Origin of the sequence: Cryobacterium zongtaii (assembly GCF_002909375.1) — a bacterium.
In the GTDB taxonomy this organism is placed as follows: domain Bacteria; phylum Actinomycetota; class Actinomycetes; order Actinomycetales; family Microbacteriaceae; genus Cryobacterium; species Cryobacterium zongtaii.
The window spans coordinates 50,166-65,936 of record NZ_PPXD01000033.1 but is presented as its reverse complement, the minus strand read 5'-3'; the positions used below and the strand labels follow the sequence as shown (position 1 = coordinate 65,936).

Annotated in this window: 12 protein-coding genes and 1 tRNA gene; 8 read left to right on the top strand and 5 right to left on the bottom strand. The window is 68.0% G+C overall.

Annotated features, from left to right (window positions below; genetic code table 11):
- Positions 1-317, bottom strand: a 317-nt coding sequence (locus C3B61_RS19360; protein WP_208858868.1) for a hypothetical protein, incomplete at its 3' end; no start/stop codon positions are given.
- Positions 314-1,456, bottom strand: a complete 1,143-nt coding sequence (locus C3B61_RS19355; protein WP_103462078.1) for a TadA family conjugal transfer-associated ATPase — start codon at positions 1,454-1,456, stop codon at positions 314-316. The genes C3B61_RS19355 and C3B61_RS19360, both read right to left, overlap by 4 nt.
- Positions 1,457-2,157: 701 nt before the next feature.
- On the opposite strand from C3B61_RS19355, the gene acs reads away from it, so the two are divergent.
- A complete protein-coding gene (acs, locus tag C3B61_RS19350) occupies positions 2,158-4,119 on the top strand; it encodes an acetate--CoA ligase (RefSeq protein WP_103462077.1) in 1,962 nt (653 codons plus the stop codon).
- A 134-nt stretch (positions 4,120-4,253) separates the two neighbouring features.
- Positions 4,254-5,459 carry an acyltransferase family protein gene (locus C3B61_RS19345; protein WP_103462076.1) on the top strand — a complete coding sequence of 402 codons (1,206 nt, stop codon included), beginning with the start codon at positions 4,254-4,256 and terminating at the stop codon, positions 5,457-5,459.
- Positions 5,460-5,517: 58 nt separating this feature from the next.
- Here C3B61_RS19345 and C3B61_RS19340 read toward each other — a convergent pair whose 3' ends face one another.
- Both C3B61_RS19340 and sp36 read right to left on the bottom strand, forming a co-directional pair.
- Entirely contained in the window at positions 5,518-5,988 is a 471-nt protein-coding gene (locus C3B61_RS19340; protein WP_103431543.1) for a RidA family protein, read from the bottom strand.
- 2 nt (positions 5,989-5,990) lie between these two features.
- Positions 5,991-6,158, bottom strand: coding sequence for a Sp36 family protein (gene sp36, locus C3B61_RS19840; protein WP_165787876.1), 168 nt, complete (start codon positions 6,156-6,158; stop codon positions 5,991-5,993).
- Positions 6,159-6,269: 111 nt separating this feature from the next.
- Between sp36 and C3B61_RS19335 the strand changes: the two genes are divergently transcribed.
- The 6 genes from C3B61_RS19335 to C3B61_RS19310 all read left to right on the top strand — a co-directional run bounded on the left by C3B61_RS19335 (position 6,270) and on the right by C3B61_RS19310 (position 14,701).
- Complete coding sequence (locus C3B61_RS19335; protein ID WP_244286014.1) at positions 6,270-8,753, top strand: transglycosylase domain-containing protein; 2,484 nt, start codon at positions 6,270-6,272, stop codon at positions 8,751-8,753.
- Entirely contained in the window at positions 8,750-9,718 is a 969-nt protein-coding gene (locus C3B61_RS19330; protein WP_103462074.1) for a metallophosphoesterase, read from the top strand. Before C3B61_RS19335 ends, C3B61_RS19330 begins: the two co-directional genes overlap by 4 nt.
- A gap of 66 nt (positions 9,719-9,784) precedes the next feature.
- A complete protein-coding gene (locus tag C3B61_RS19325; RefSeq protein ID WP_103462073.1) occupies positions 9,785-12,328 on the top strand; it encodes a transglycosylase domain-containing protein in 2,544 nt (847 codons plus the stop codon).
- A 141-nt stretch (positions 12,329-12,469) separates the two neighbouring features.
- Positions 12,470-12,543, top strand: a tRNA-Pro gene (locus C3B61_RS19320).
- Positions 12,544-12,618: 75 nt separating this feature from the next.
- Positions 12,619-14,103 carry an MFS transporter gene (locus C3B61_RS19315; RefSeq protein WP_103462072.1) on the top strand — a complete coding sequence of 495 codons (1,485 nt, stop codon included), beginning with the start codon at positions 12,619-12,621 and terminating at the stop codon, positions 14,101-14,103.
- A gap of 127 nt (positions 14,104-14,230) precedes the next feature.
- A complete protein-coding gene (locus C3B61_RS19310) occupies positions 14,231-14,701 on the top strand; it encodes a VanZ family protein (RefSeq protein ID WP_103462071.1) in 471 nt (156 codons plus the stop codon).
- Between the two features lie 3 nt (positions 14,702-14,704).
- Here the strand turns inward: C3B61_RS19310 and C3B61_RS19305 are convergent, their stop codons facing one another.
- The gene (locus C3B61_RS19305) at positions 14,705-15,742 is read right to left on the bottom strand and encodes an LCP family protein (RefSeq protein ID WP_103462070.1); all 1,038 of its coding nucleotides are present in this window, start codon (positions 15,740-15,742) and stop codon (positions 14,705-14,707) included.
- Positions 15,743-15,771: the final 29 nt, after the last annotated feature.

The following is a 15,771-nucleotide window of genomic DNA, read 5'->3' as shown; positions in this document are numbered from 1 at the left end:
CGGGCGGCGCGTCCCGCGGCCGCCAGGATGCTGTGCTGCGCCCGCTCGGCATCGGCCCGGGCCTTCGCGCGGCGGGTCCACCGCGCCGCCGGCGGCCCGGGTGGCTCGGCACGGCCTGCCACTGACGGGTCGTACGGATCGGCATGGCCGGCCGCCGACGGGTCGGCCGCCGCGGAACGGCCGATCGGCCCGGGCGGCAGCAGGTAGTCCCATGCCGACACCGGCGACACCCCCGCCGACAGCAGCACGGCCAGCCGTTCGGCGATGCGGGCCACCTCCTCGATCGGCGGCGGCGGCGCGGCGCGTCGGCGGCTCACGCGGGCACCGTCGCGAGGCGCTCGGCGGCGTCGAGGGTGAACCGGCCCACCTGTGCCAGGCGCCGCCGGCCGTCCCGGCGCTCGAGGTGCAGCACCAGCCCGATGGCGCTCACCGTTTGCCGGGCCACCGCCGCCGGACTCATCCCGGCGAGCGCGCCGAGCGCCTCGAGCCGGGCAGGCACGTCGGCCAGGGAATTGGCGTGCAGGGTGCCGGCGCCGCCGTCGTGCCCGGTGTTCAGGGCGGCCAGCAGCTCACGGATCTCCACGCCCCGGCACTCGCCGAGCACCAACCGGTCCGGACGCATCCGCAGCGCCTCGCGCAGCAGGCTGTCCAGGCCGATGCGGCCGGCGCCCTCGAGGTTGGCTTGCCGGGATTCCAGGGCCACGACGTGCGGGTGGTTGATGCGCAGCTCGGCGACATCCTCGATGGCCACGATGCGTTCGGCCGCGGGCGCCTCGCCGAGCAACGCGGCGAGCAGGGTGGTCTTGCCACTGCCGGCGGCACCGGTCACGAGCAGGTTCTCCCGGTCGAGCACCGCCGCGCGCAACCGGCCCAGCTGGGCGGCCGCGTCCTCACCGTGGCCGAACAGGCCGCCGGCGGCGAGGGCGTCGAGGCTGAGCCGCTCGGTTCGCGGCAACCGAATCGACAGCAGCGTGCCGGTGCTCGATACCGGGGGCAGCACGGCGTGCACCCGGATGCCGTCGGCCAGCCGCACGTCGACGCAGGGGCTGGCTTCGTCGATGTGCCGGCCGCCCAGGGCGATCAGCCGCACCGCCAGGTCACGGATGCTCCGATCGTCCCCGTGCCAGTCCGGCGCGGGTACCAGCCCACGTCCGGCGTCGAGCCAGAGGCCGGCATCCCCGTTCACGAAGAGGTCGGTGACGGCGGGGTCGCGGGCGAACCGGCTGAGCGGACCGAGCACGGAGAGGTCGGTGCGGGGAGGTAGCGGCGGGATGGGGTCGAGGCTGCGGTCAAGGGCGCGGTCGCGAGATGGGTGTGTCTCGGCGTCCAGCCACGTGGCTGGATAGGAGGGCTGCGGCCGCTCTCCCCCGTGCGTTGCCCGATCGGGGTCGGTGCTGACGGTGAGGGCGCTGGACCGGTTGAGGAAGGAGGGCACCGCGACGAAGGGCTCTGGCATGCGGGCACGTTAGCGGGCGGGCGGGTGCGGGCGCCGTGGCGCATCCGGTGGTGTGCGGTGGCCGGTGAGGACGGGGCTGTGGAGGAGCGGCGGTGCACGGCACACACGCGCGCCACGGGGCACTCGACAAGCTCGACCGACGAGGCGGGAGCGGGCAGGGTGCAGAGACAACTGTTGCCCGGACGGACTTCTGCGCCCGGTGTGCGGGGCGCAGTTGTCCGGCCGGGCAACGGTTCTGCCTGGAGGGGGCCGATACAGCGATATTGCGGTACAGCGGGTCACGCAGTTTGCACGGTTCACGCGGGGGGCGCCAGAGCCGGGCGGGGAAAGCACGGGTGCGTCGTTGAGAGGCGCAGAGCGTGCTGTTAAAAGAGGGGGGCGGCACCTATTGGGGGGAACAGGTGCCGCCTCGGCAGTGCGTTGATTGGGGGGAACCAACACACCACAGGTCAAAACTTTCGTTCAGACATTGATAAGCATACTTGGGAAAATCAGATCCGCAAGTCCTCCGGGTCCCCCTAAATGAGGACACGAAAATATGAGCCCGTGAGAGCACGATTTCAAAAATATCCAGAGCAGAAAACCGGCCGTTCTTCCGGGCAAATTTGTCCTCGGAACGGGCGTATCCGCCGTGTAGGGTTCAGGGACGGGTCCGCCGCGGCGCCCCGCCACCGCCTGAACTCGCAAAGGAGCGAACCATCATGAGCGTGCAAATCGACCATCTTCTCCACGAAAGCCGCCGATTCCCGCCGTCTCCGGAGTTTGCCGCGACATCAGTGGCGACCGAGGCTCTTTACACGGATGCCGCAGCAGATCGGCTTGGTTTCTGGGCCGAGCAGGCCCGCGACCTCCTGCACTGGCACAAACCGTTCACCCGCACCCTCGACTGGACCAATCCGCCGTTCGCCAAGTGGTTCGACGACGGCGAGCTCAACGTGGCGTACAACTGCCTCGACCGGCACGTGCTCGCCGGCAACGGCGACCGGGTGGCGCTGCACTGGGAGGGTGAGCCGGGCGATACCCGCTCGATCACCTATGCAGAGCTCACCGAGGAGGTCAAACGTGCCGCGAACGTGCTTCTCGGCCTCGGCGTGCGCGCCGGCGACCGGGTGGCCATCTACCTGCCGATGATCCCCGAGGCCGTCGTGGCGATGCTCGCCGTGGCCCGCATCGGCGCCGTGCATTCGGTGATCTTCGGCGGCTTCAGCGCCGAGAGCCTGCGCTCCCGCATCGACGACGCCGAAGCGGTGGTCGTGATCACCTCCGACGGCGGTTACCGCAAGGGCCGGGCCACCCCGCTCAAGCCCGCGGTCGACGCGGCCCTGGCCAGTGGCGACTCCTCGGTGCGCACCGTGCTCGTGGTGAACCGCACCGGCGGCGACGTGGAGTGGAACGAACGCGACAAGTGGTGGCACGAGGAGCTCGCCGCCGTCTCCGGCGAGCACGAGGCGCAGGCGTTCCCGGCCGAGAACCCGCTGTTCATCCTCTACACCTCCGGCACCACCGGTAAGCCCAAGGGCATCCTGCACACCAGCGGCGGCTACCTCACCCAGGTGGCCTTCACCCACAAGAACGTCTTCGACCTCAAGCCCGAGACCGACGTGTTCTGGTGCACCGCCGACGTGGGCTGGATCACCGGCCACAGCTACGTGGTCTACGGGCCGCTGGCCAACGGCGCCACCCAGGTGCTCTACGAGGGCACCCCCGACACCCCGCACCCCGGCCGGTGGTGGGAAATCATCGAGAAGCACAAGGTGAGCATCCTGTACACGGCGCCCACCGCCATCCGCACGTTCATGAAAATCGGCCGACAGGAGCCGCAGAAGTTCGACCTGACCAGCCTGCGCCTGCTCGGCTCTGTCGGTGAGCCGATCAACCCGGAAGCGTGGATGTGGTACCGCGAGGTGATCGGCAACCACATCACCCCGGTGGTGGACACCTGGTGGCAGACCGAGACCGGCGCGATCATGATCTCCGCGCTGCCCGGCCTCACCGAGACCAAGCCCGGCGCGGCGCAGGTCGCCATCCCCGGCATCTCCATCGACGTGATCGGTGAAGACGGCGAGCACGTGGGGCACGGCAACGGCGGCCTGCTCGTGGTCACCGAACCGTGGCCGTCGATGCTGCGCGGCATCTGGGGCGACCCGGAGCGCTTCATCGAGACCTACTGGGAGAAGTTCCAAGATGCCCCGAACGGTCCGCTGTACTTCGCCGGCGACGGCGCCCGGCTCGACCGCGACGGCGACATCTGGCTGCTCGGCCGGGTCGATGACGTGATGAACGTCTCCGGGCACCGGCTGTCCACCGCCGAGATCGAGTCGTCGCTGGTGGCGCACCCCATGGTGGCCGAGTCCGCGGTGGTGGGCGCGCACGATGAGACCACCGGGCAGGCCGTGGTGGCGTTCGTGATCATCAAGTTCAGCCAGACGGATGCGGCGTCGCACGCCGACATCAGCGCCGTGCTGCGCGCGCACGTGACGTTGCAGATCGGGGCGATCGCCCGGCCGCGGGAGATCCACATCGTGAACGAGCTGCCCAAGACCCGCTCGGGCAAGATCATGCGGCGGCTGCTGCGCGATGTGGCAGAGGGCCGCGAGATCGGCGATACCACCACCCTCGCCGACACCTCGATCATGCAGATCATCTCGGAGAGCATGCGCTAGCCGCGCTCCTCGCTCGCAAACTGTGAGTCAAGCACCTTCCGAACGCCCGGGAAGGTGCTTTTCTCACAGCTCGCGAGCCTTCGGGCGGGTGCGCTCGGAGTAAACGTTCACGAACGCCCCATACCGTGGGCGAAATGTCTCGAGATAACTCCCGCACCCGGATGGGCGGACTCGACGCCCTGCGCGGGGTCGCCGCCGTGATCGTGCTCGTGCACCACGTGTCGATGACCGCGCCGTCGATTTCGGCCGCGTACACCTCCAGCGCCGACGTGGCCGTGTTCTCCCCCGCCTGGTGGGTCACCCTGTCGCCGCTGAAGATCCTCTTCGCCGGCCCGGAGTTCGTGCTGGTGTTCTTCGTGCTCAGCGGGTTCGTGTTGGTGCTCACCCCGCTGCGGCGCCTGCAGTGGACCCGGCCGGCTGCGGAGGCACCCGGCTACGACTGGTTGGCGTACTACCCGCGCCGCATCGTCCGGCTGGCCATCCCGGTGGTCGTCTCGGTGGGCCTGGCCGCCGCGTGGATCCTGCTCGTGCCGCGCACCGGCGCCGGCGGCGCGTGGATGGCCAAGCAGGGCAGCCCCGACCTCGGCATCGGCAACCTGCTGCGCGAAGCCAGCATCCTGGGCTTCACCGGCCGGCCCGACGTCAACCCGCCGCTCTGGTCGCTGGCCTGGGAGATGTGGTTCTCGCTGCTGCTGCCCATCGGCGTGATCTTCGCCGTGGCCACCCGCCGGTGGACCCTGGCCTGGGTGGCGCTGCTGCTGGCCACGTCCACCGCGGGGTACCTGCTCAAGATCGAGCCGCTGATGTACCTGCCGGCGTTCGGCCTGGGTGCCCTGCTCGCGGCCAACCACGGGTCACTCCTGGCCTGGTCGACCCGGCTGGTCAGTCGGCGCGGCGGAACCCTGGTTTGGGCGGCGATCGCCGTGCTCGGGCCGGTGCTGCTCATCGCGTACTGGCTGCTGCGGCCGGCGTTGACCGAGCCGTGGAACAGCGTGGCCCTGTCGCTGCGGGTGCCGGGCGCGGTGTTGATCGTGGCGACCGTGGCGCTGTGGCCGCCGGTGCAGCGGATGCTCAGCGGGCGCCTGCTGGCCTGGCTCGGAACCATCAGCTTCAGCCTGTACCTCGTGCACTTCCCCATCGTGGTGACCTTCGCGCAGCTGTTCGGGCCGGAGCACTGGTGGTGGGGCGCGCTGGTCTCGGTGCCGCTGAGCCTGGTGCTTGCCCAGCTGATGTACCGCTGGGTGGAGTTGCCCGCGCAGACGCTGGCGGGTCGGGTCGGCGCCAGGTTCTCGGCCGGGCATCCGCGCCCCGAGGCTGTACGACAACGTCGAGAGCTGTGAGAAAAGCACCGAAAAACGCTCTGGGAAGGTGCTTAAGTCACAGCTCGCGACGGTGAAATCAAGCGAAGGAGACGGTCAGCTCCACCTCGACGGGCGAGTCCAGCGGCAGCACGGCCACGCCCACCGCGGAGCGGGCGTGCACACCGATGCTGCCGAAGATCTCGCCGAGCACATCGGAGGCACCGTTGACCACGCCGGGCTGGCCCGTGAAGTCCGGGGCGGATGCGACGAACCCGGTGACCTTGACCACCTGGGTGATCCGGTCAAGCGAGCCGATCACGCTCTGAATGGCGGCGAGCGCGTTCAGCGCGCACTGCCGGGCGTAGCCCTGGGCGTCCGCGGCCGACACGAGGCCCGCGCCATCCCCAACCTTGCCCGTGGCCGGCATCACCCCGGCCACCATCGGCAGCTGGCCGGAGGTGAACACCAGCGACCCGCTCACCACGGCGGGAACGTACGACGCCACCGGCGGCACCACCGTCGGGAGTTCAATGCCCAGTTCGGCCAGACGGGCCTCGATCTGCGACACGATCAGGCGCCGGTCGAGCCGGCGACGGGGCGCTTGAGGTAGGCGACAAGTCCACCTTCCGGGCCGGTGACGACCTGCACAAGCTCCCAACCTTCCGAGCCCCAGTTGTTGAGGATGGCGGCTGTGTTGTGGATCATCAGCGGGGTGGTGAGGTATTCCCAGGCAGTCATGCGGCTCCGATTCAGGCGATTTTTCAGGTTGTGTCCCTTACGCTCAATTGTATGTCTGCCAAAAAACGTACGGTTAGTGGAGCGCTCGGCGGCCTCCTGGGCTTTATTGGGATGAGCGCCGTCGCCGGTGTCCTCGTCACCGTTGCCGTGACCCCCGCCCTCGCCGTATCGGGCATGACGGCCACCAACACGATCAACGTGTTCGAGAACCTGCCCAACTACCTCACGGTCGATCAGCTCTCCCAGAAGAGCACCATCTACGCCATCGACGGCAACGGCGCCCCGTTCGCCCTGGCGTCGTTCTACGACCAGAACCGCGTCGAAGTGCCGGTCGAGAGCATGAGCCAGGACGTGCAGGATGCCGCGGTCGCCGGCGAGGACCCTCGCTTCGAGCAGCACGGCGGCGTGGACCTGCAGGGCACCATTCGCGGCGCGCTGTCCACCGTCACCGGCGGCGGCACCCAGGGTGGATCGTCCATCACCCAGCAGTACGTCAAGAACGTTCTCGTGCAGAAGTGCGAGGTGCTCAACGACCAGGACAAGCTGGACGCCTGCTACGACGAGGCCACCGAAACCTCTCCCGAGCGCAAGCTCAAGGAGATGCGTCTGGCCATCGGCGTGGAGAAGGAATACAGCAAGCTCGAGATCCTGCAGGGCTACCTCAACATCACCCTGTTCGGCGGCAGCGTGTACGGCGTCGAAGCGGCCGCCGGTTACTACTTCAACACCACCGCGGCGAACCTCAACCTGTCCCAGTCGGCCAGCCTGATCGCCATCGTGAACAACCCGGAGAAGTTCCGTCTGGACCGGCCCGAGAGCGAGGCCAACGGCGCCGCGAACGGTTACGCCGCCAACAAGGAACGCCGCGACTACATCCTGGGCGAGATGCTGCAGTACAAAAAGGTGAGCCAGGAAGAGTACGACGTGGCCATCGCGGCCCCGATCGAGCCCACCATCACCGAGCCGAGCACCGGATGCCAGACCGCCGGCGGCAGCGCCTACTTCTGTGACTACGTCACCCACGTGCTTAAGAGCGACCCGACCTTCGGCGAAGACGAAGACACCCGCATGATGAACTTCCGTCGAGGCGGCTACGACATCTACACGACCCTCGACCTGGACCTGCAGCTGGCCACCGAGACCACCATGGCCGAGAACGTGCCGCAGACCGCCAGCTGGGACGTTGGCTCTGTGGCCACCAGCGTTGAGGTGGGCACCGGTCGGGTGCTCACGATGGCGCAGAACAAGACCTACAGCCAGGACCCCGAGGTGCAGGCCACCGGCGCCCAGTACTCCGGCGTCAACTACAACACCGACTACGACCAGGGCGGCTCGAGCGGATTCCAGCCCGGCTCCACGTACAAGGTCTTCACCCTCGCCGAGTGGCTGAAGGAGGGTCACGCGCTCAACGAACGCGTCGACTCCGCCCGCAAGAGCGACTGGGGCACCTTCCAGGACTACTGCGACGGGCCGCAGACCTTCCCCGGCTACAACCCGAAGAACGACGCGAACGAGCCCGGCACCGGCTACACCGCCCTGCAGTCGACCATCAACTCGATCAACACCGGCTTCATCGGAATGGCCAAGAAGCTTGACCTCTGCAAGATCCGCGACACCGTTGAGTCCTTCGGGGTGCACCGGGCGGATGGCGGCGAGCTCGAGAAGGGTGCCTCCTCGGTGCTCGGCACCAATGAGATCGCCCCGCTGAGCATGGCCGTGGCCTTCGCCGGCATCGCCAACGCCGGCAAGACCTGCTCGGCCGTGGTCATCGACCGCATCGTCGGACCGGACGACGCCGAGATCGCACCGCCCACGTCCACCTGCAAGCAGTCGGTTGAGCCATCCGTGGCCGCCGGCATGGCGTACGCCATGAAGCGGGTACTCACCGAGGGCTCCGCAACCCAGTCCAACGACTCCACCTACCCGAAGGTGCCGATGATCGGCAAGACCGGAACCACCGACGGCGCCAAGGACACCTGGATGACCGGCGCGAGCAGCAAGGTCGCCACCGTTGTGGGCGTCGTCGCCGTCACCGGTGAGGCCAACCAGCGGTCCCGCGATTACGCCTTCGAGAGCGGCTCCGCGGCCACCGCCCGGCACCGCATGTGGCCGGACATCATGAGCGTCGCCAACGCCAAGTACGGCGGAGACGAGTTCTCTGAGGCCTCGACCAACGTCATCCAGGGCGCTCAGGTGCCCGTGCCCGACGTGCGTGGCCAGTCGACGGCGGATGCCCAGGCCGCGCTCGAGGGCGCCGGCTTCGAGTTCGCCGACGGCGGCGTGATCGACTCCGAGCTGCCCGCCGGCAGCGTGGCCCGCACCGACCCCGCCTCCGGCGCGTCGGCCGGCAACGGCGCCACGATCACGGTGTTCTCCAGCAACGGCAACCAGATCCTGCTGCCCGACGTGACCGGCCAGAGCCTCGATCAGGCCAGGGGAACGCTCACCGGCTTCACCGTGACGACCACCGACCAGGCCGTCACCGACCCCAACCAGAACAACAAGGTGATCGCGATGACCCCGACCGCCGGCACCCCGGCCTCCCGGGGCAGCTCGGTCGCCCTCGTGGTGGGCAAGATGGGAGCGGCAGGTTGAGCGCCGCACGCGCCATCGTCGCCTCCGCCGCCGCCGTGACCACGGCGGGGCTGGCGGCGTTCGCCTGGGGTTCCCTCGTGGAACGCCGCCGGTTCACCCTGCGTGAGGTGACGGTTCCGGTGCTCGCGCCCGGGTCCGACCCGATCACGGTGCTGCACCTCTCCGATCTGCACATGGCCCCGTGGCAGCGCGACAAGCAGGACTGGGTGCGCGGTCTTGCCGCGCTGAAGCCCGACCTCGTCGTGAATACCGGCGACAACCTGGGTCACGAAGACGGCATCGCGGGCGTTGAGTACGCCCTCGAACCGTTCAAGGGCATCCCGGGCATCTTCGTGAACGGCTCCAACGACTTCTTCGGCCCGCAGCCGAAGAACCCGCTGAAGTACTTCGGCGGCCCGTCGATGCTGCGCAGCCGGCACGTCGAGCTCGACACCGACGACCTGCACCGGGTGTTCGCCGACCTCGGCTGGACCGACCTGAACAACGCCGCGGAAGCGCTGGACATCAACGGCACCCACCTGGAGATCTTCGGGGTCGATGACCCGCACATCCGCCGGGACCGGCTCGACCTGATCACCGGCGCTATCGACGAGATGCGCGGCAACGACCCGCTCACCGAGGAGACCTGGCCGGACCCCGAAGAACCGGCCGGCCGGCGCTCGACGCTGACCGTGGGTGTGGTGCACGCCCCGTACCAGCGGGTACTCAACTCCTTCATCAACCACGGCGCCCAGCTGATGCTGGCCGGGCACACCCACGGTGGTCAGGTGTGCGTGCCGAAGTTCGGCGCTTTGGTAACCAATTGTGATATTCCCCGCCGTCAGGTGAAGGGGCTCAGCCTGTGGAGTGTGGGGCTGCGCACCGCGTACCTCAATGTTTCCGCGGGTTTGGGCACCTCGATCTACGCGCCGGTGCGCTTCGCCTGCCCGCCGGAGGCGACCCTGCTCACCCTCACCGCCGCGTAGCCACGACCCCCTTCTGGGGTGGCTTAGCTCGTCCGGGTCCCCCGGCGATCCCCTAGGCTCGCTCTTATGGGGGAAACCAAAAGAACTTTTTCCGGCGTCATCGGGGGACTCGTCGGATTCGTGGCGATGAGCGCGGTCGCCGGCCTGCTGATTGCTGTCGGGATCACCCCGGCGCTTGCAATCTCGAGTCTGGCCGCAAGCAGCACGATCAACGCCTTCGAAAACCTGCCGAATTACCTCAAGATCGACGAGCTGTCGCAGGTGAGCACCATCTATGCGGTGCCGAACAGCGGAGTCCCCTACGAGCTCGCCTCGTTCTACGACCAGAACCGGGTGGAAGTTCCTCTGGCGGCCATGAACCTGTTCGTGCAGGACGCCGTCGTCGCCGGTGAGGACCCCCGGTTTCGCGAACACGGCGGAATCGACCTGCAGGGCACCATGCGGGCGGCGCTGGCCAAGTTCACCGGCGGGCCCACCTCGGGCGGCTCATCGGTGACCCAGCAGTACGTCAAGAACGTGCTGGTGCAAAAGTGCGAGGTCATGCCCGACCCGGACGAGCTTCAGGCCTGCTTCGAGGAGGCCACCGACCCCACTGAGGAACGCAAACTCAAGGAGATGCGGCTGGCCATCGGGGTGGAGAAGGCGTACAGCAAGGACGAGATCCTGCAGGGCTACCTGAACATCACCGGCTTCGGGGGCACTGTGTACGGCATCCAGGCCGCGGCCGAGTACTACTTCTCGGCCACCGCCGCCACCCTCACCCTGCCGCAGGCCGCGAGCCTCATCGCGATCGTGAACAACCCTGAGAAGTTCCGCCTGGACGAGCCCGAGAGCGAGACCAACGGCGCCGCGAACGGGTACGCCGCCAACAAGGACCGCCGCGACTACATCCTGCGCGAGATGCTCAAGCACAAGAAGATCAACCAAGCCGACTACGACGCCGCCGTCGCCAGCCCGATCGAACCGGCCATCACCGAGCCCAGCACCGGCTGCCAGACCGCCGGCGGCGCCGCATACTTCTGCGACTACGTCACCTACCAGCTCAAGACCGATCCCACCTTCGGCGCAGACGAAGACACCCGCATGACGAACTTCCGTCGCGGCGGCTACCAGATCTACACCACCCTCGACATCGAGCTGCAGTTGGCGTCCGAGGCGGCCATCGCCGAGAACGTGCCGATGACGTTCGAGGACTGGGACGTGGGAGCGGTGGCGACCAGCGTGGAGGTTGGCACCGGCCGGGTGCTCACGATGGCGCAGAACAAGATCTACACCCAGTTGGAGGTTGCTCCTGGCCCGGAGTACACCGGCATCAACTACAACACCGACTTCAACCAGGGCGGCTCCCTGGGCTTCCAGCCCGGCTCCACCTACAAGGTCTTCACCCTGGCCGAATGGCTCAAGGAGGGCCATCCGCTCGGCGAACGGGTCGACTCGGCACGCAAGTCCAACTGGGGCACCTTCCAGGACTACTGCGACGGCCCGCAGAACTTCGGGGCCTACAACCCGCGCAACGACTCCAACGAGGCCGGCCGCAACTACTCGGCCCTGGAATCGACCATCGACTCGATCAACACCGGCTTCATGGGTATGGCCAAGCGCCTGGACCTGTGCAAAATCCGTGACACCGCCGAGTCCTTCGGCGTACACCGGGCCAACGGCGACCCGCTGGAGAAGGGCGCCTCCTCAGTGTTGGGCACCAACGAGATCGCGCCGCTGAGCATGGCCGTGGCCTTCGCCGGCATCGCCAACAAGGGCACCACCTGCACCCCCATCGTGATCGACCGGATCATCGGCGCCGACGGCGTCGAGATCCCAGCGCCGGTGTCGACCTGCACCGCGTCAGTGGAGCCCGAGGTGGCCGCCGGCATGGCGTACGCCATGGAACGGGTGATGACCCAGGGTTCCGCCGGAGTCTCCTATCGCAACACCTCCCCGCGCTCCCCGATGATCGGCAAGACCGGAACCACCGACGGCAGCAAGGACACCTGGATGAGCGGGGCGAGCACCAAGGTCGCCACCGTGGTGGGCGTGGTGAGCGTCACCGGCTTCGACACCAACCAGCGCAACGTGTACTTCGACAGCGGCCAGGCGGCTACCGCCCGGCACCGCATCTGGCCGGAGATCATGAGCGTGGCCAATGCCAAGTACGGCGGCGACGAGTTCGAGCAGGCCGCCAACAACCTCATCCGCGGGGTGCAGGTCACCGTGCCTGACGTGCGCGGCCAGAGCGTGGATGCGGCGCGCGAGACCATTGAGGCCGCCGGCTTCGGCTTCCTCGACGGCGGCGTGACCGACTCGGAGTTGCCGGCCGGTACCGTCTCACGCAGCGACCCAGCTGGCGGCGCCAGCACCAGCACCGGAGCCACCGTCACGGTGTACTCCAGCAATGGCTCCCAGATTCTGCTGCCGAACGTGGTCGGGCAGTCTCTCGACCAGGCAAAGGGCACGCTGAGCGGTTTCGGGGTGGTGGCCAGCGAGCAGCCGGTGACCGACGCGAGCCAGAACGGCAAGGTGCTCTCGATGGCGCCTGCCGCCGGCACCCCCACCGCCCCCGGCGGCACCGTGACCGTCGTCGTCGGCAAGTCCGCCGCCGCCCCGCCCGGCTAACAACCCCACCGCACCACACGTTGATCGAGCCCCACCGCTGATCGAGCTTGTCGAGATCCCGGGTCTCGACAAGCTCGACCGACGAGGTGGCTGAGCCGGACGGTCCGATGGGGTTATACTTGTCGAGGTCCACAGGACCATCGGGGTATGGCGCAGCTTGGTAGCGCGCGTCGTTCGGGACGACGAGGTCGCAGGTTCAAATCCTGTTACCCCGACAGTAATAAACCCCCACTCAAGCGAGTGGGGGTTTTTCTGTTCTCACCAGTTGCCGGCGTTGGAAAGGCCACGACATGACCGACTCCCCCGCATCCGCCCCAGACACCAAGGTGTCCCGCCGCGCCTGGCAGGCCCTCATCGTGCTGATGGCGGGCATGTTCATGGCCCTGCTCGACACCACGATCGTGAACGTGGCGCTGCCCAGCATCCGCACCAGCCTCAACGCCTCCGAGGCGACCTTGTCCTGGATCATCTCCGGCTACGCCCTGGCGTTCGGTCTGGCCCTCATCCCCGCCGGCCGCATCGGCGACCGGATCGGCCACAAGTGGGTATTCTTCACCGGTCTGGCGCTCTTCACCGTCGCCAGCCTGGCCTGCGGGCTCGCCCAGAACGACCTGCAGCTCATCATCGCCCGCGTCGTGCAGGGTCTGGCCGGCGGTATGTTCGTGCCCGCGGTCACGGCCGTCATCCAGCTGATGTTCCCGGCGGCGTCCCGCGGCAAGGCGTTCGCCATCATGGGGTCGGTCATCGGCGTCTCTACCGCGCTCGGCCCCATCGTGGGTGGCCTGATCATCGAGGCGTTCGGCGTGGAAGAGGGCTGGCGCCTGGTGTTCTGGGTGAACCTGCCGATCGGCATCGTCGCGCTGATCGCCGCCGCCATCCTGCTGCCCGCCGGCACCGGCACCGCCTCCGCGCCCGGCGCTCCTGCCGCGGCCCGCGTCGACGGGGTGGGCCTGCTGCTGCTCTCCGGCGGCCTGGTGGCCCTGCTGGTGCCGCTGATCGAGGGCCAGGACCGCGGCTGGCCGCTCTGGACCTACCTGGTGCTCGCCGCCGGGGTGCTGCTCATCGTGGCGTTCGGCGCCTGGGAGGTGGCCCTCACCAAACGCGGCAGCAGCCCGCTCGTGCCGCCGCACCTCTTCTCGCACCCGGCGTTCACCGGCGGCGTCATCCTGGCCCTGGTCTACTTCGCGGCGTTCACGAGCATCTTCTTCACCATCTCGATCCTCTGGCAGGCGGGCCTCGGCCACACCGCGCTGGAATCCGGCCTGGTCTCGATCCCGTTCGCGATCGGCTCGATCCTGGGCGCGTCGCAGAGCAACCGGCTCACCGAGCGCCTGGGGCGCACCGTGCTCGTCGGTGGTGTGGCCCTGGTCACGGTGGGTCTGATCTGGGTGTGGCTGGTGCTGCTGCTCACCGCCCCCGCCGATCTCACCAACTGGACCCTGCTGCCGCCGCTGTTCATCGCTGGCCTGGGCAGCGGTTGCTTCATCGCGCCGAACGTGGCGTTCATCGTCGCCACCGTCGACCCCACCGAGGCCGGCGCGGCCAGTGGTGTGATCGGTGTGATGCAGCGGGTCGGCAGCGCTGCGGGCATCGCCGTGGTGGGCAGTGTGTTCTTCGGCACCCTGGTGGTGGCCGGCCCAGGCGCGGATGCCGTCGCCGCCGGCTTCACCCACAGCGCCACCCTGGCCATGGCCGTCAGTGCCGGACTGAGCGTGGTGGCGCTGCTGCTGGTGTTTCTGCTGCCCAAGCGTGTCGACGTGGTCGACGGCCTCTGAGCCGCTCCGGCGCGTTCCCCGCCCTCCCAGCTTCGCCTCGCTAGGCTGGCAAACTCGGTCCATTACAGGTGATGAATCCCGCGATGAACCCCGCTGGAGGCCGTGCCCATCCGATTAGGGAGGTTACGTGAACGCTCTAGCCCACCACCGCCACGCCGCCCTCCGCCGGATCGCCGGCTGGCTCGCGGCCGCCTACCTGATGGCGCTCGCGCTCATCGCACTCTGGCCCACCCCCGTGGATCGTGCCGCGGCCGGAACCATCACGCGCATTCTGGTGTTTCTGCACGCTCACGGCGTGCCGCAGCGGTTGGACTACCCGCTGATCGAATTCACCGCGAACATCGCCCTGTTCGTGCCTGTGGGGCTACTGGGGGTGCTCCTGATGGGCCGGCGCCGCTGGCTGCTGGCCTTTCTGGTCGGTTTCATTGCGAGCTGCGCCATCGAGTTCGGCCAGTTGGTCCTTCTGCCGGCCCGGGTCGCAACCCCCGTCGACGTCATAGCCAATACCGCCGGCACCGCCCTGGGCGCGCTGCTGGCCTTGGCCCTGCTCGCCATCATCACCGCCCGCTCCCCGGCTCCCCAGGCGCAGCAGCCGTAACGCTCAGCCGGCCGCTTGCAGCTGCGGCACGACATCGACGAGAGTGTCGGTTTGGAACCCCCGCTGTACGAGCGCCAGCTTCTCCTGGTCGATGACTACGATCGACTGCCCGTCGGGTGACGTGCCGGTGCCGGAGCTCGGAAGCGTGAAGAACGTGACGTTGTTCATGCGCACCTCACGCAGCTCCACTCCCAGACCCGCCAGATAGGCAGAGTCAAGCCCTTCATCGACCGAAAGGTACGGCGCCACGGCTCCAACGACTCCGCTAAGCGTGGCCGGGTTGGTGAGCGTCTCAGCGGTCAGAATCTTACCCAGCACTGCCTTGATGAAGGCCTGTTGGTTGCGCACGCGTTGATAGTCGCCATCGGTGAACGCATACCGTTCACGAACGAACGCCAGCGCTTCGACACCGCCGAGGTTGTGGACTCCTGCCGCGAAGGTGTGCCCGGGGAGGTGGCTCGAATCAAAGGCCACCGGGTTGTCGATGTCGACTCCGCCCAGCGCATCGGTGACGCCCTTGAAACCTTCGAAGTCGATGATAGCCACGTGGTCCACGCGCACGCCCAGAAGGCTCTCCACAGTTTGTAGTGCGAGGGGCACGCCCCCGAGTGACAGCGCGGCGTTTATCTTGGCCTTACCCTCACCAGGGATCTCGAGCCAGCTGTCGCGCATGATCGACATAACGCTGATGTTGGCGCGGTCCGCCGGCACATGCACCACCATCATGGTGTCCGACCGCTGCCCGGTGAGATCGTCGATGGAGCCGTCGTTCTCCCCCCTGGTGTCGGACCCGAGGAGCAGAATATTCTGGGCCTGGGCCGCCACACCCTCCAGCACAGGCGGGCGGCTGGCATCGTCAGAGGGGAATATGTCCGGAAGCTTCGTGGTCTGGCTGTCAAAGGAGCTACTTAGGCTCCAGGCGAAAAACCCGGCGGCCCCCGCGACCAGGAGCCCGACACTCCCGACAGCGATAAGCGCGATCCACCAGCCACGCAATCGACGACGAGTCTTGGATCGGGTCTTAGTGGTTTCGTCAGTCATGATTGTGCCTCAGCTCCGGACCTGTGCCT

Excerpts from the sequence above, each read along its gene's own strand:
- sp36 (WP_165787876.1), bottom strand. The coding sequence starts at position 6,158 with ATGACTGCCTGGGAATACCTCACCACCCCGCTGATGATCCACAACACA.
- C3B61_RS19325 (WP_103462073.1), top strand. The coding sequence starts at position 9,785 with ATGGGGGAAACCAAAAGAACTTTTTCCGGCGTCATCGGGGGACTCGTC.
- C3B61_RS19355 (WP_103462078.1), bottom strand. The coding sequence starts at position 1,456 with ATGCCAGAGCCCTTCGTCGCGGTGCCCTCCTTCCTCAACCGGTCCAGC.
- acs (WP_103462077.1), top strand. The coding sequence starts at position 2,158 with ATGAGCGTGCAAATCGACCATCTTCTCCACGAAAGCCGCCGATTCCCG.
- C3B61_RS19305 (WP_103462070.1), bottom strand. The coding sequence starts at position 15,742 with ATGACTGACGAAACCACTAAGACCCGATCCAAGACTCGTCGTCGATTG.
- C3B61_RS19335 (WP_244286014.1), top strand. The coding sequence starts at position 6,270 with ATGAGCGCCGTCGCCGGTGTCCTCGTCACCGTTGCCGTGACCCCCGCC.
- C3B61_RS19345 (WP_103462076.1), top strand. The coding sequence starts at position 4,254 with ATGTCTCGAGATAACTCCCGCACCCGGATGGGCGGACTCGACGCCCTG.
- C3B61_RS19315 (WP_103462072.1), top strand. The coding sequence starts at position 12,619 with ATGACCGACTCCCCCGCATCCGCCCCAGACACCAAGGTGTCCCGCCGC.